The organism is Pigmentiphaga litoralis (assembly GCF_014651835.1).
GTDB lineage: Bacteria > Pseudomonadota > Gammaproteobacteria > Burkholderiales > Burkholderiaceae_B > Pigmentiphaga > Pigmentiphaga litoralis.
In genome coordinates this window covers 438,277-453,569 of sequence record NZ_BMXQ01000001.1, presented here as the reverse complement: position 1 = coordinate 453,569, position 15,293 = coordinate 438,277, and the positions used below count along the sequence as shown (strand labels likewise).

At 64.5% G+C, this 15,293-nt stretch carries 14 protein-coding genes; 9 read left to right on the top strand and 5 right to left on the bottom strand.

The genetic code is table 11. The annotated features are described in order from the left end of the window. Positions 1 to 32: 32 nt before the first annotated feature. Positions 33 to 818, top strand: coding sequence for a response regulator (locus IE116_RS01875; RefSeq protein WP_189609279.1), 786 nt, complete (start codon positions 33 to 35; stop codon positions 816 to 818). Here the strand turns inward: IE116_RS01875 and IE116_RS01870 are convergent. From IE116_RS01870 to IE116_RS01860, 3 genes are all read right to left on the bottom strand, one after another. Next, on the bottom strand, positions 815 to 1,522 hold the full coding sequence (locus IE116_RS01870) for a response regulator (RefSeq protein WP_229827953.1): 708 nt from the start codon (positions 1,520 to 1,522) through the stop codon (positions 815 to 817). The two genes, IE116_RS01875 and IE116_RS01870, sit on opposite strands and share 4 nt — an antisense overlap. Continuing rightward, positions 1,488 to 3,284, bottom strand: a complete 1,797-nt coding sequence (locus IE116_RS01865; protein WP_189609278.1) for an ATP-binding protein — start codon at positions 3,282 to 3,284, stop codon at positions 1,488 to 1,490. Before IE116_RS01865 ends, IE116_RS01870 begins: the two co-directional genes overlap by 35 nt. 203 nt (positions 3,285 to 3,487) lie before the next feature. Beyond that, entirely contained in the window at positions 3,488 to 4,429 is a 942-nt protein-coding gene (locus tag IE116_RS01860; RefSeq protein ID WP_189609276.1) for a LysR family transcriptional regulator, read from the bottom strand. A 99-nt stretch (positions 4,430 to 4,528) separates the two neighbouring features. Here IE116_RS01860 and IE116_RS01855 point away from each other — a divergent pair, with 99 nt between their 5' ends. The 8 genes from IE116_RS01855 to IE116_RS01820 all read left to right on the top strand — a co-directional run bounded on the left by IE116_RS01855 (position 4,529) and on the right by IE116_RS01820 (position 12,510). Continuing rightward, positions 4,529 to 5,389, top strand: coding sequence for a citryl-CoA lyase (locus tag IE116_RS01855; protein WP_189609274.1), 861 nt, complete (start codon positions 4,529 to 4,531; stop codon positions 5,387 to 5,389). Then, positions 5,386 to 6,426, top strand: a complete 1,041-nt coding sequence (locus IE116_RS01850; protein WP_189609272.1) for a Bug family tripartite tricarboxylate transporter substrate binding protein — start codon at positions 5,386 to 5,388, stop codon at positions 6,424 to 6,426. The genes IE116_RS01855 and IE116_RS01850 overlap by 4 nt, the downstream gene beginning before the upstream one ends. 9 nt (positions 6,427 to 6,435) lie before the next feature. Further along, positions 6,436 to 7,521: a mandelate racemase/muconate lactonizing enzyme family protein gene (locus IE116_RS01845; protein ID WP_189609270.1), complete on the top strand. Its 1,086-nt coding sequence runs from the start codon at positions 6,436 to 6,438 to the stop codon at positions 7,519 to 7,521. A gap of 13 nt (positions 7,522 to 7,534) precedes the next feature. Next, a complete protein-coding gene (locus tag IE116_RS01840) occupies positions 7,535 to 8,692 on the top strand; it encodes an acyl-CoA dehydrogenase family protein (RefSeq protein ID WP_189609268.1) in 1,158 nt (385 codons plus the stop codon). Positions 8,693 to 8,766: 74 nt separating this feature from the next. Then, complete coding sequence (locus IE116_RS01835; protein ID WP_189609266.1) at positions 8,767 to 9,447, top strand: dienelactone hydrolase family protein; 681 nt, start codon at positions 8,767 to 8,769, stop codon at positions 9,445 to 9,447. Next, positions 9,444 to 9,902, top strand: coding sequence for a MaoC/PaaZ C-terminal domain-containing protein (locus IE116_RS01830; RefSeq protein ID WP_189609264.1), 459 nt, complete (start codon positions 9,444 to 9,446; stop codon positions 9,900 to 9,902). Before IE116_RS01835 ends, IE116_RS01830 begins: the two co-directional genes overlap by 4 nt. Further along, entirely contained in the window at positions 9,899 to 11,488 is a 1,590-nt protein-coding gene (locus IE116_RS01825) for a class I adenylate-forming enzyme family protein (RefSeq protein ID WP_189609263.1), read from the top strand. The genes IE116_RS01830 and IE116_RS01825 overlap by 4 nt, the downstream gene beginning before the upstream one ends. Positions 11,489 to 11,514: 26 nt before the next feature. Then, positions 11,515 to 12,510, top strand: a complete 996-nt coding sequence (locus IE116_RS01820) for a Bug family tripartite tricarboxylate transporter substrate binding protein (RefSeq protein WP_189609260.1) — start codon at positions 11,515 to 11,517, stop codon at positions 12,508 to 12,510. An 81-nt stretch (positions 12,511 to 12,591) separates the two neighbouring features. Here IE116_RS01820 and lpdA read toward each other — a convergent pair whose 3' ends face one another. Next, a complete protein-coding gene (lpdA, locus tag IE116_RS01815; RefSeq protein WP_189609259.1) occupies positions 12,592 to 14,016 on the bottom strand; it encodes a dihydrolipoyl dehydrogenase in 1,425 nt (474 codons plus the stop codon). Between the two features lie 14 nt (positions 14,017 to 14,030). After that, on the bottom strand, positions 14,031 to 15,275 hold the full coding sequence (gene odhB, locus IE116_RS01810) for a 2-oxoglutarate dehydrogenase complex dihydrolipoyllysine-residue succinyltransferase (RefSeq protein ID WP_189609257.1): 1,245 nt from the start codon (positions 15,273 to 15,275) through the stop codon (positions 14,031 to 14,033). Positions 15,276 to 15,293: the final 18 nt, after the last annotated feature.

Here is a 15,293-nt window from a genome sequence, read left to right as displayed (position 1 = left end):
TTCCGCAAAGGTTTGGGACGTCCCGCGACGACTTGGCAAACCTTACGCCGATGCGTGCCCAAGCGAGCCCGGATGCCACGCGCTCGATCCCGCATATTCTGTTTTTCGAACCATCCTGGCTGGACCGCCTTCGTGGTTCAGCAACCATCAGGCGGGCCAATGCGCGCGTGCTTTCGGCAGCACGCGTTGACCAGGCGATCCACCACCTGAACACCGCACGCGTCGACATTGCGTTGCTAGACCTGGATTTCTCACAAGGCCGACATGACGTGCTGTTATGCATGCTCCATGAACGGGCTCCTGAAGCGTATGTCGTCGCGTCAAGCGCGACGGCAAGCGACGCAGATATGGAAGCGTGCTTTGCGCGAGGCTTCGACGACTTTGTTCCCAAGCCGTTGGCTGCGTCCAGGCTGCGTATCGTCATTGACGCTGCAGCCGATGCACATCGTGCTTCGTCGGTCAGCCGAGCGGTGCCGATCCGGAACAACGACGACTTCTACTCGCCCGAGCTACATGCTCAATTGCTGGTGCACCTCCGAGAGGAGACAGACAAGCTCTATACGATGCTGAGCACCTCTACCTCTCTTGGCACGCAGTTGCATCGCCGGATGCACCGCATTCGCAGCGGCTTGTTGTTGCTGGGCCTGCGCCCGCTGGCTGACGAGTGTCGCGACCTGGAACGCGATTGCGAATTGCCCCATGTCGACGATGGCGTCCTGCGTCGGCGTGGTTGGCGGATTGCCCGACAAATGCGCGCACTCAGCGCTCCTGCGACCACCGAGCCCCTGGATACGGCAGGGGGGAACTCGCCGGCCTAGATCAGCCCGCTTTCATACGCATAACGTAGCAGTTCGGAACTGGATTTCAGATTCAGTTTTTTCATTGCGGTGTGCTTTTGCGACGATACGGTACTGACCGATCGGGACAGGCGCTCTGCAATGGCTACGAGCCCATGGCCGGCCGCGAACAGACGCAACACTTCCATTTCCTTCGGGGTCAGCGCCGGCACCTTGGCATCGGGCATCGCGCCGGCATCGTCCAATAACCGCCGCACAGTCGGTGAGCAGTAGGGCAGATCCTGTGTGCGCGCGTGATGGCACGCTCGGAGCAGTTCGTCCAAACCGTCTTCTTTACTCACGATGGCGTTGACGGGTTCCTTCAACGCACATGCAAGCACCCCTGGGTGCGCCTGCGCGGTCAGCAGCACAACCTTCGCTGACGGTGCGACGCGGCGCACGCGCTTGACCAGGGCCAGACCGTCAACCGAACGGTCATTGCGACTCATGCTGAAGTCCATTACCACCAGGTCAGCCGGGCGTTGCGCCAGCATTTCCAACAGCGACTGCCCGGTCTGGCATTCATGCAGGATGGTGTAGGCCTTCGTGGCGCGCAGGGCATTGCCGACGGCCTGGAGAACGAGGGGGTGATCGTCAGCGATGGCGACAGTGGGGTTCATGGCAGCTTCCTGGTGGGCATAAGTAGCGGGGCTAGGACATGAAACGAGCCAATGATGGCTGCGCATCGCCATTTCCTGGCGTCGCCTGAGGCACCCAGTTGGCAAGCAACTGCGCCGCAGTGGCTTTGCGCATCGGCTTGAGCGCGTGGGCGTTCATTCCCGACGCGTGGATGCGCGCCACCTGCTCGGGCGATGCGAATCCGGTGACCGCGATGATGGGCACGTCGGAAAAAGGCGCAGGCAAGGCGCGTATGCGCCGCGTGGCCTCTACGCCGTCCATCTCGGCCATGTCGACGTCCATCAGGACCAGATCGTAACGCTCTGCCGCGCAAAGCGACACCGCGTCAAGGCCATGCTCGGCAACGGTCACCCGGCAGTCCAGGCTCTCCAGCATCTTGGAGAGCACGAGCAGATTCATGGGCATGTCGTCGACGATCAAGACCGAGATATCCCTGCGCAGTGGCACGACCGAGGCGGCCGCCGATGCCAGGGTCTCCCTTGGCACCGGCGTCTCGACGTGCGCCAGCGGCAGATTGATGCGGAACGTGGCGCCCTGACCGGGCATGCTGTGCACGGTAATGCGGCCATGCATCAACTCTATGAGCGACGCCGAGATGCTCAGGCCCAAGCCCCAGCCAGTGGTTCCCGCGCGGGCGCCCGACGTCTTGAAGTCGGACAGCCTGGAGAAGCGTTCGAACATGACCTGCTGCTGCGCGTGCGGAATACCGGGACCATCATCGATCACGGCCACATCGAGCCAACCCTGACCGTTTTCCTTTCGGTAGGACGCCTGGATAACGACCGTGCCGCGCTGCATGACCTTGATGGCATTGCTGACGAGGTTGACGATGATCTGGCGAACGCGCCCGGCGTCTCCGTCGAGCCAGGACGGCACGGAATCGTCGATGGCGCACACGACAGAGATCGGCCTGCGCCGAATGGCTGCCGAGGTCGATACGATGGAGAGCCGCACCACCTCACGCAGATCAAAAGGCTGGATCGTCAGGGGCACGCGGCCCGCATTCAGGCGAGCCACATCCAGAAGATCGCTGAGCAGCGTCAGCAACATGCTGCTGGCATCGCGCGCGCGGGTCATGAGCGTCAGTTGCTCGTGTTCCGACAACCGCGATTCGAGCGCGATATCGAAATAGCCGACCACGCCCGACACAGCGTTCCGGATCTCGTGGTTCAGGTTCTCGACAAATGCCGTTTCGGCAAGCCGTGCCGCCTCGGCCTCCCGCCGCAATTCGTCAAGCTTCCGGTTGCGGCTCAAGAGCTCGAGAAAGTTGCTGTGATTGATCCACAACATCCAGAGCACCGCGATCTGCATCATGGCGATCATGCCCGCCAGGATCCCGCCGTCGACCGTCCATTCGTTGATCGCGAAATAGAGGCCGATGGCGTACATCGGACCCGCATACAGTGCGAACGCGCGCGGCACGGCCTGTAGCACGCCAGCGGCGCCGGCACCGAGAAAGCACGAGCAGACCAGCAGCAGACGTTTGGTTTCATGGTCGGTGTATGGCAGGTATCCGATCATGGCGCATGCCCAGAACATGCCCAGCATGCCGGAGTCGGCCACGACACGCCGCAACACCTTGGCGGCCCATTGCGGATCAGTGCGGTGGCGCAGACGGCCCAGCAGCATGCTGACCGGAATGAACTGCAACACGCCCATCACGATGGGCAGATAGATCAGCTCTGACCACGTGAACGTGTCGTGCAGGATGGCGACGGTAATCAGGCAGGCACCACCGTTGCCGAACACGCCCAGCGGCATCTGGCGATACGCGTTATGCGCCTGTGCACGCGCGATCTCTTGAGGCATGGAATCAATATCGAAAGGACTGGCAGGGCACGGGCCGGGCCTGCATGGCGGCAACGCACACAAGGGGCGTTGAGAGCAGCCGTCAGTCATGGGATGACGCGCTGGTCGAAGGTATCACTTCCATTCACGCTTGCGCGATTAGGAGAACCCGACAGTCGCACCCCGGTGATCGGGGCGCGCGGCGCGCCCGACGGGACTTTCCGCTATTGCAGGAACAGCTCCGCCACCACTTTCCGCAGCCACTGATTGGCGGGGTCGTGGTGGCTGCGTTCATGCCAGAACTGCTTGACCTCGAAGCGAGGCACGTCGATCGGCAGGGGCAGCGTCTTCAGACCTGGCATGGGCTTCATGTACGTCATGACATAGCTCGGCACGATGGCCAGCAGATCGGTCTGCTGCACGATGCTCGGCACCACCATGAAGTGCGGCACGCGCAGCGCAATGCGGCGCTTCATGCCCTTGCTGGCCAGATAGCGTTCGATCAATGACGTTGTGGAATGTTGCGCGCTGGCATGGCTGTACCGCGAGCCGGCCGGTTCGATCAGGACGTGCGATTCGGCGGCGAATTGCTTCAGGGTCAGCCGTTTGCCGACGCGCGGGTGTGCGCTGCGCGCCAGGCACACATACGAGTCATCGAACAGCCGCTGCTGGTAGAAGCCGGCCTGCAGGCTGGGCAAAAAGCCCATTGCCAGATCGGCGTTGCCGGCAATGAAGGCATTGCGGTACGACTCGCGGGGCAGCTGCAACACACGCAGGTTGGCGCCGGGAGCGATCTGCGACAGCCGCACGATCAGCTGCGGCAGGTACACCAGTTCGCCGATGTCGCTGAGCAGCAGCTGAAAGGTGCGGTCGGTGGTGGCGGGTTCGAAATGCGTGACGCGGTTCAGGCCGGCCTGCATCAAGGCGAGCCCTTCGCGTATCGGGGCGTCGATCTGTAGCGCGTAGGGGGTAGGTTCCATGCCGCCTGGGAGCCGGACGAACAGCGGATCGCCGGTCAGTTTGCGCAGCCGTGTCAACGCATGACTCATGGACGACTGCGACAGGCCGAGACGCAGTCCGGCGCGCGTCACGTTCCGGTCCTGCATCAAGGCCTGGAAGGCGGTCAGCAGGTTCAGATCCATATCGGTCATATCGATTTTGGTCATAGTGTGTATGAAGCGCTTCGATTGTTGAGCATGCTCAGCGAATGGTACCTTGCGAAAAAATAAAGCACGACGACAAAAGCAGGCCACCGAGGAGACACGATGCAAACAGGCCGCACCCCCATGCGTTCCGCCATGGGCCGCAGTGACGCGACCACCATTACGGTGCAGGGACTGGATCTGTGTTCCGAGGTGCTGGGAACGCTGAACCTGGGCGACTTCGCCTTTCTGGAAATCACCGGCAAGCGCCCGCATGCGCACCAGTCCATCGTGTTCAACGCCATGCTGGCCACCCTGGTGGAGCATGGCATGACGCCCATGGTGATGGCCGCGCGGCTGACCTACCTGGGCGCGCCGGAGTCGCTGCAGGCGGCAGTGGCGGCCGGGCTCTGCGGGATCGGCAGCACGTTTGCCGGGACGGCGGAAGGCGCGGCGAAGTTGCTGCAGGCGGCGTACCAGGCACCGGGTGGCGCGGCGGGTAGCGCTGCTGAAGGCGCGTCGACGTCCGCCGAAGACACGGCGCCTTCTGAGGTAACCATCGCTGACCTGGCCGCACGTATCGTGGCCGAGCACCGCGCCGCGCGCCGCCCGATTCCTGGCATCGGCCACAACCTGCACAAGCCGGTCGACCCTCGCACGACGCGCCTGTTCGACCTGGCCAGGGAACACGGTCTGCACGGGCGGTATGTCGCCTTGATGAACGCGATCTCGGCCGAAGCGGAGCGCGTCGCCGGCAAGCCGGGCCAGTTGCCCGTCAACGCAACCGGCGCCCTCGGCGCCTTGTGTTGCGAGCTGGCGATCCCGTGGCAGCTGTGCCGCGGACTGGCGGTGATCGGGCGATCGATCGGTATCGTCGGCCATCTGGCCGAGGAGCTGCGCAATCCCATTGCGCGGACACTGTGGGAACGCACCGAGGCCGAGACCTCGGGCGTCGATGAGGCATCCGGAGGAGACCAACTATGAACCCCCTGGTCACCCAGCGGCGGCGCCTATTGCGCGCGGCCACGATCGAACCGATGCTGCGGCTGGCGTCGATAGCACCCACTCTGTCGATGGTGCTGGCGCCGCCCGCATCGGCCGCCGAGACGGGCAAGACCTTGCCCTGGCCCGTGCGCCCCGTGCGCGTCATCGTCCCCTTCGCCCCTGCCGGCACCGTGGACATGCTGGCCCGCTATGTCGGCAACCAGATGCAGAAGCAGACGGGTCAGGCGTTCGTCGTCGAGAACCGGCCGGGCGCCGGGGGCAATGTCTGTACGGAACAGGCGGTGCAGGCGCCGGCCGACGGCTACACCCTGCTGGTAAGCGGGCTGCCGACGCACATCTTCAATCCTTTCCTGTACGCAAAGCTGCCGTTCGACCCGATGCGCGACCTGACGCACATCGCGATGCTGGCATCGGCGCCCAACCTGCTGATTGTCAACCCGGGGCTCGACATAAAAACGGTGGGAGAACTCGTGGAGCGGGCGCGTGCGCAGCCCGGCAAGATCAGCTTTTCGTCCGCAGGCAATGGGACCAGCGGCCACCTTGCGGGCGAGCTGTTGCGCGGCCAGGCGGGCGTGGCGGTGCAGCATGTGCCCTACAAGGGCCAGTCGGATGCCATCTCGGCCGTGGTGCGGGGCGACGTCGCCTTCGCCTTCGTGACGATTCCAGGCACGCTGGCACTGGTCAACGACGGCCGGCTGCGCGCCATTGCCGTCACCAGCAAGGCGCGCAGCAAGCTGGTGCCCGACGTGCCGACCGTCGCCCAAGCCGGCTATCCGGATTTCGAAGTGCTGGCCTGGTACTCGATGGCAGCGCCCGCGCGCACGCCCCCCGATGTGGTCGACACCCTGGCCGCATCCATGAGCCGCATTCTGGGCACCGACGAATCGCGCGACTGGCTGGCTGCGCAGGGGCTGGAGCCCAACGTGCTGACCAAGGACGCCTTCCTGGCCTACATGCGTGCCGAGACGGCCAAGTGGGGTCCCATCATCCGCGCGTCGGGCGCGGTGGCGAACTGAGCGGCGGCCATGCGTCTCGTTCGCCACACGCTGTATCGCTACCGGCTGCCCTATGCACGTGCCGTCAAATGGTCGGACATTGTCGAAGACGGCGCCGACTTTCTGCTGCTGCGCCTGACCGCGGACACCGGGGATGAAGGCGTCGCGGAAACCGTCCTGAAGCCCACATGGAATGGCGCGAGCGCCCGCACGATCGCGGCTGCGCTCGAAGACGTCCTGCTGCCCTGGCTGCAGGATCAGGACGTGTCCGACCCGTCGGCTGTGGCGGCACGGCTCGCCATGATCCCTGGCCAGCAGGCTGCCTGCACGCTGCTGGACAACGCCCTGTGGGATCTGCGTGCGGCGGCGGCCCGGACACCGCTATGGCGACACTGGGGTGGGCGCGGCACGGTGGATCTGTCGTGGGTACTGACGCGTCAGGCGCCGTCCCTGATGGTGCAGGAGGCCGACGACATCATCGCCCGCCATGGTTTTCGCGCCCTGAAGATCAAGGGCGGCCAAGGGGTGGACGTCGACCTGCAGGCCGTGCGGGCGATCCGCGACGCGGTGGGCAGCCGCGTCGCCCTGTATGTCGACGCCAATGGCGCCTATCCGCCCGACGTGGCGCAGGGGTATGTGGATGCCATGACGGAAGCGGGCGCGACCCTGGTCGAAGATCCTAGTCCCCTTGCCCCCGATGCGGAATTCGAAGCACTGCAGGCCTCGCTGGTGTCCCCCGTGCTGGTGGATTTCGGCAACACCGGTCTGCGCGACACGGCATTGTTCCTGGAACGCGGCGCCCGGGCGATCAGCCTGAAACCTGGCCGCTTTGGCCTGAGCGCCACACGGCAGATGGCGCAGATGGCCGCAGCCCACGACGCGTTGACGGTCGTTGGCATGTTCGGTGAAAGCGCCCTGGGCACCTTGACGGCGCTGGCCCAGGCCGCGTGCTTGCCCGACGACGCCCTGCCCGCCGAGACCACCTGGTATCTGGCCATGACCGCCCAGATCGTCGACCTGCCCGCGATTCGTGATGGGCGCTTGCGCCTGCCCGAGGCCTGCGGGCTGACGCAACAGGTGGACTGGGACCGACTGACTTCTTTGACACGATCCTAAGGAAATTTGCACCATGCAGCAGTTCGGGCTCAATGAAGACCAACGTCTGATCAGCGACGCCGTGCGTACGCTGGCCAGGGAAAAGTTCGCGCCGGGCGCCGCCCACGCCGACCGGGAGTACCGGCCGCCCGTGGAAAACGTCCATGTCCTGGCCGAGCATGGCTACACGGGCCTGTTCCTGCCGGAAGCGTACGGCGGCGCGGGGCTGGGCCTGATGGACACGGTCCTGGTGATCGAGCAACTGGCGCGGTCCTGCGCCAACACGGCCATTCTGTTTTCGTGCACCGACGGCGCCACGCCGCGCGCCCTGCTTCACCTGGGCACCGATGCCCAGAAGGATAGGTATCTGCATCGCATCGCCAAGGGTGAAGTCTTGACGGCATGGAGCATGTCGGAAGCCAATGCCGGATCGGACGTGGGCAACGTGCAGACCAAGGCCGTCCGGGACGGCGACAGCCTGGTGCTGAACGGCAGCAAGCTCTGGTGCACGGCCGCGCAGGTGGCGGACCTGTTCCTGGTGCTGGTCAGACTGACCGCGGCGCCCGGACTGGCCGGCGTGGGCGCCGTGCTGATCGAGAAAGACACCCCGGGCTTTACCGTCAGCAAGCACCTGGACCTGTTGGGCCTGCGGGGCACGGGCATGGCCGAACTGGTGTTCCAGGACTGCCGCATTCCGGCCGACAACCTGCTGTTGCCCGCGGGCGGCATGCGCCAGCTGTTCCAGGTGCTGGACGCGGATCGCATCGCGGGCAATCCCCCCATCTGCCTGGGGGTCGCCGAAGCCGCGCTCGAGAACATCACGACCCATTTGCAGGAGCGCACGCAGTTCGGCAAACCGCTCGCCGAACAGCAGGGCCTGCAGTGGAAACTGGCCGACATGGCGATCGATGTCGAAGCCGCGCGTGCCCTGCTCTACCGCGCGGCCGCCCGCGTCGATGCCGGCGAGCCCAGCATCGTCGACACGTCCATTACCAAGACCTATGTGAATCAGATGGCGGTGCGTGTCACCAACGAAGCGATGCAGCTGGCCGGCGCCTATGGGCTGTCCGAAGAGTATCCCTACGAGCGCCACTTCCGGGACGTGCGCGGCATGTCCATCGGCTACGGCACGACCGAAATCCATCGCAGTTCGATCGCCCGCGAACTGCTCAAAGGCAACTACGCATTCTGAGGATGCCCATGATTAACCTATCCACCCCTGACGCATCGACGCCCCACCCTTCCGGCGCTTCGGCGGTTTCAACCGTGACCGTTCCTGCCGGCGACGGACAATCTTTCCAGGCCTATGTGAGCCGCCCCGCGGCGCCGAACGGCCGCGCCATCATCGTGCTGCAGGAAATCTTTGGCGTGACCCCCGCCATCCGTGACGTGGCCGACCGGTTCGCCGCCGAAGGATACCTGGCCCTGGCGCCCGACCTGTTCTGGCGCATTCGCCCGGGCATCGAACTGTCGCATTCCAAGGAAGACATCGCATTCGCCTTTGACGCCCTGAAGCAATTCGACGAGTCGCTGGCGGTGCAGGACATCAACCGTGTCGTCGAGCACATCCACGGCGAGATGGGGCCAGATGCGCCGGTGGCCGTGCTGGGCATGTGCCTGGGCGGCAAGCTGGCCTATCTGTGCGCGGCGCGGATCGACGTCGGCGCCGCCGTGTCGTTCTATGGCGTCGGCATCGAGAAGAACCTGGACGAGGCCGACAAGGTCTCGTGCCCTTTGCTTTTGCATATCGGTGCAAGAGACAACTATATCGACGCCATGGCCCGCGAGCAGATCGCCCACACGCTTGCCACGCGCCCCGGCGTCGCCCTGCATGTGTACGAACAGGCAGGCCACGGTTTCTATACCCGCGAAGCGTCAACGTCGCGCGAGACCGCACATGAACGCACCATGGCCTTTCTGGAAGCCAGCCTGGGCAGCGCGGCATGAATGGCGTGATGACCTTCGATGCGCTGGAGGTCGGCATGAGCTGGCGCAGTCCCGCCCGCACGCTGACTGAAGCCGAACTGTCGTGGTCGTGCATGACCAGCGGCGACTGGCATCCCATCCACGCCGATGCGGCGTTCGCCGCCACGACGGCTGCCGGCCAGCGCATGTTCCAGGGCAGCTACGGCATCCACCTGGCGCTGGGCATGGCGACGCACTTGCCTGAACTGGGCGATGCGGTCATTGCCGCCCTGGGTCTGAACGACTGGACGTTTCGCGCGCCCCTGTTCATGAATGACACCATCCACGCCGAAGTCGAGTTGACCGGCAAGCGCGAAACCCGCGACGGCGCGCGCGCCGTGATCGAACGACGCGTCCGCCTGCTCAAGTCCACCGGCGACATCGCGCAGGAAGGACAGATCTCTACCCTTATCCACCGACGGAGCCACGCGACATGAATATGGGAGACGTGTTCATCCGGAACGCTCAGTGCTTTGGCGATCATCCGGCCGTCCGCTTCGAGGGCCATACGACGACCCATCGCGACCTGTTCAGCCGTATCCAACAATTGTTGAGCGCGCTCGACAAGCGTGGCGTGCAGCGGCAGGACCGTATCGCCATCCTTTCGCGCAATTGCGTCGAGTACCTGGAAATCTATGGCGCTGCGGCCGTGGGCGGATTGATAGGTGTCGGTATCAACTATCGGCTGTCATTGCCGGAGCAGACGGTGATCCTGCAGGACGCGGATCCGGCGGTGGTGTTTTTTGAGGACTGCTACACCGATCGTGTGGACGCCCTGCGGGCAAGCCTGGGTCCGGCGGTCATGTATGTCTGCATCAGCGGGCCTGATGGCGCAGCAGGCCCCAACGCTGCGCCGCCCCCCTCGTGGTCGACCCCCTACGCATCGATGCTGGCCGCGGGCGCTGACGGGATCACCACCCTGCGCGCCCGTGACGACGACACCTTTCTATTGATCTACACCAGTGGCACGACAGGCCTGCCCAAGGGCGTGATGCTGGGCAGCGCCGGGCAACTGGAACAGACGCGTTCACAGGCGATTTCGCACCTGGCGAGCCAGACCGACCGCATGTTGATCGTGATGCCCTTCTATCACATCGGGGGGCCGACCGAGCTGTTCACGTACCTGATCACGGGCGGCACCATCGTGTTGCACCGGACCTTTGATGCGGTACAGATCCTGGACAGCCTTGCGGCCGAACGCGTGACCGTCGCGCATCTGGCGCCCACCATGATCCAGATGCTGCTGGACGCACTGACGCACCATGCGTGCGACCTGTCGACCCTGCACACGATCGTTTATGCCTCGGCCCCGATGTCGGTCGCGCTGTCGCGACGTGCCCGTGCGGCGTTCGGACCGATCTTCATGCAAATCTATGGCATGACCGAAGTCGGCCTGGGCAGCGTGCTGCAGAAACATCAACACGTGCTGGACGGGCCTGCCGAACAGGTCAAGCGCCTGGCGTCCGCCGGGCAGCCGTATTTCGATACCGACATGCGCATCGTGCGCGATGACTTTAGCGAATGCGCGGTTGGCGAAGTCGGCGACATCTGGGTGCGCTCACCGGCACTGATGCAAGGCTACTGGCGCCGCCCCGACGCCACCGCCGCCGCGTTCCACGAAGGCTTTCTCAAGACCGGCGACATGGGCTACTGGGACGACGACCACTTCCTGTTCATCGTGGACCGGCGCAAGGACATGATCGTGTCGGGCGGCGAGAACATCTACTCGCGCGAAGTCGAGGAAGCCCTGCTGATGCACCCGGCCGTGGCCGAGGCTGCCGTGATTGGCGTGCCCGACCCGCAGTGGGGCGAATCGGTGATGGCGGTGGTGGTGCTGCGCCCGGGCGCGGAATTGACTTTGGACGACGCCGTCACGCATTGCCGGTCGCTGATCGCCAGCTACAAGAAGCCGAAGATCCTGCAGATCGTCGACATCATGCCGCGCGTGGCCAGCACCAACAAGATCGACAAGAAAACCCTGCGCGAGCCGTATTGGCGCGACCAGAACCGACAGATCGCCTGAAGGCGACGACCACTGAGGAGACATCCATGCGTACCCTGCTTCGCAGCCTGGCGGCTGCCGCCCTGCTTCCTGCCTGCCTGGCATCCCCTGCCTATGCGCAGACCACTGCCAGCGCGCCAGCCTGGCCCGTCAAACCGGTCAAGGTCATCGTGCCCTTTACCGCAGGCGGACTGACCGATGTGCTGATGCGCGGCATTGCGCAGGAACTCGGCCAGCAGTGGGGCCAGGCCGTCATTGTCGAAAACCGTCCGGGCGCCAACACCATCATCGGGGCCGAAGCCGCGGCCAAGTCCGCGCCCGATGGCTACACGCTGCTGATGGCGAACGACCCGACCCTGTCCGCCAACCAGCAGCTGTACAAAAAGCTGCCGTACGACCCGGTCAACGACTTTGTGCCGGTCATCAATCTGGTGGCCACAGCAGGGCTGCTGGTCGTGCGTGAAGAGTTTCCGGGCAAGACCGCGCAGGACCTGATCGAGCAGGCCAAGGCGCGGCCCGGCCAGGTCACCTATGGCACCTTTGGCCTGGGCAGCAAGGCACACCTGGACGCCGAAGCGCTGGCCCGTGCTACCGGTGTCAAGTTCAACCATATCCCGTACAAGGGCGTGACCGAGGTCATGGCAGCGCTGTCCGGCGGGCAGATCGACTTCACGATCGCCGGTCCCCCGTCTGCCATCCCGCTGGTCAAGGGCGGCAAGATCCGCGCGCTGGCGGTGGCCGCCTTGCAAAGGCATCCCTTGTTCCCCGACGTGCCCACCTTTGCTGAATCCGGCATCACCGGCATGGCATCCAGTTCGTGGTTCGGACTCGTTGCGCCACGGGGCACGCCCGCACCCGTGGTCAACCGGGTTGCCGCCGACGTGTCCCGCATCATCCGGCGGCAGGAATTCCAGCAGCGCTACATCACCGGTGTGGGACTGACGGTCCTGGACATGGACCCGGCAGCGTATGCATCGTTTCTTGAGGGCGACCGGCGCAGGTATGCGGAGCAGATCAAGGCTGCCGGCGTGTCGCTGGATTGATCATGAAAAAGGGCCTGCCGAGTCGCCCCGGCAGGCCCTTCTTTTTTGATGCCCTCAAGTTCAAGGCATCAGCTGTCGCACTTAGAAGTTCAAAGCGCGCTTGTCCACCGCCAGAGCGGCTTCCTTGACGGCTTCGGACAGCGACGGATGCGCGTGGCAGATCCGGGCGATGTCTTCGGACGCAGCACGGAATTCCATTGCGACCACGCATTCCGAAATCAGCTCGGACGCTTGCGGACCAACGATGTGCACGCCGAGGATTTCGTCGGTCGTGGCATCGGCCAGGATCTTGACCAGACCGGTCGTGTCACCCAGGGCACGCGCACGGCCGTTGGCCAGGAACGGGAAGGTACCGGCCTTGTAGGCGCGGCCTTCGTTCTTGAGCGACTGCTCGGTCTGACCCACCCACGAGATTTCAGGGTTGGTGTAGATGACCCAAGGCACGGTGTTGAAGTTGACGTGACCGTGCTGGCCGGCGATACGCTCGGCCACGGCAACGCCTTCTTCTTCGGCCTTGTGCGCCAGCATCGGGCCGCGGACCACGTCACCGATTGCCCAGACGTTCGGCAGGCCGGTCTTGCAGTCGGCGTCGACTTCCACGAAGCCGCGCTCGTCCAGCTTCAGGCCAACGCCTTCGGCATTCAGGCCGGCGGTGTGCGGCACGCGGCCGATCGACACGATCAGCTTGTCGACGGCCAACGTTTGCGCAGCGCCAGCGGCATCGGTGTAGTTGACCGTAATGGTGTCGCCCGACTGGATTTCGCCAATCTTCACGCCCATCGTGATCTTCAGACCTTGCTTGGTCAGCGCCTTGAAGGCTTCCTTGGCAACCTGTTCGTCGGCGGCGCCGAGGAAGGTTGGCATGGCTTCAAGAATGGTCACGTCAGCACCCAGACGGCGCCACACGCTGCCCATTTCCAGGCCGATCACGCCCGCGCCAATCACGCCCAGGCGCTTCGGCACTTCGGGAATGGTCAAAGCGCCTTCGTTGGACAGGATCTGCTTTTCGTCGAAGGGCATGCCGGGGAAGGCGCGCGGGCTGGAGCCCGTTGCGACGACCACGTGCTTGCCGACCAGGTCTTCGGACGCATTGCCGGTGACCTTGATGGCCCAGCCGCCTTCGACCTGGCCGGCAAACGCTGCCGTGCCATGGAAGAAGGTGACCTTGTTCTTCTTGAACAGGTACAGGATGCCGTCGTTGTTCTGCTTGACGACGGTGTCCTTGCGACCCAGCAGCTTGGGCAGGTCCAGACCCAGGCCTTCCACCTTGATGCCGTGATCGGCAAAGTGGTGACCGGCTTGTTCAAAGTGCTCGGACGATTGCAGCAGCGCCTTGGACGGGATGCAGCCGACGTTGGTGCAGGTGCCGCCGGGAGCGGGACCGCCCTTGGCGTTGGACCATGCGTCGATACACGCGACCGACATGCCCAGTTGGGCTGCGCGGATGGCGGCGATGTAACCGCCAGGACCCGCGCCGATGACGACGACGTCGAATTGTTTAGCCATTATTCCGTGACTCCTTAGATGTCCAGCAGCAGACGCTGCGGATCTTCCAGGGCGTCCTTGATCGCGACCAGGGCCAGGACGGCTTCACGGCCGTCGATGATGCGGTGGTCATACGACAGTGCAAAGTAGTTCATCGGGCGGATGACGATCTGGCCCTTCTCGACCACGGCGCGTTCCTTGGTGGCGTGCACGCCCAGGATGGCCGCTTGCGGCGGGTTGATGATCGGGGTCGACAGCATCGAACCGAAGGTGCCGCCGTTCGAGATCGAGAACGTGCCGCCGGTCAGGTCATCCATGCCCAACTTGCCGTCCTTGGCCTTCTGGCCGAATTCGGCGATCTTCTTTTCGATTTCGGCCAGGCTCAGCTGGTCGGCGTTGCGCAGGATCGGCACGACCAGGCCACGCGGGCTGCCCACGGCAATACCGATGTCGAAGTAGCCGTGGTAGACGATGTCCTTGCCGTCGACCGAGGCGTTGACGACCGGGTAGCGCTTGAGCGCGGCAACCACGGCCTTCACGAAGAACGACATGAAGCCCAGCTTGACGCCGTGATCCTTCTCGAACTTCTCTTTGTACTTGTTGCGCAAGTCGATGACGGCTTGCATGTTGATTTCGTTGAACGTGGTCAGGATCGCGTTTTCGGCTTGCGATTGCAGCAGACGTTCGGCAACACGGGCACGCAGACGGCTCATTGGCACGCGCTGTTCCGGACGGCCATTGACCAGCGTCGTGGCGTCGGCAACCGGAGCCTTCGGCGCAGCAGGCGCGGCCGGGGCAGCGGCAGGCGCCGAGGCGCTCAGGGCGTCGCCCTTGGTGATGCGGCCACCACGGCCCGAACCGTCGACCGATTCAGGGGCGATGCCCTTTTCGGCCAGCAGCTTGGCAGCGGCAGGCGACGGGATCGACGCGGCAGGCGCCGACGCAGCAGGCGCGGCGGCCGGTGCCGCAGCGGCGGGGGCTGCGGCGGGCGCGGCAGCAGGAGCTGGCGCTGCTGCAGCAGGCGCGGCGCCGGCAGCGGCGGCGGTGTCGATCTTGGCAAGCAGTTCGCCCGAAGCGACGGTGCTGCCGTCGGCCTTCAGGATTTCAGTCAGCACGCCAGCCGACGGAGCCGGCACTTCGAGCACGACCTTGTCGGTTTCGATTTCAATCAGGATCTCGTCGACGGCAACGGCTTCACCTGGCTTCTTCTTCCAGTTGAGCAGGGTGCCTTCGGACACGGATTCGGAGAATTGGGGGACTACAACGTCATGAACAGCCATTTCAGTATCTTCCGCAAA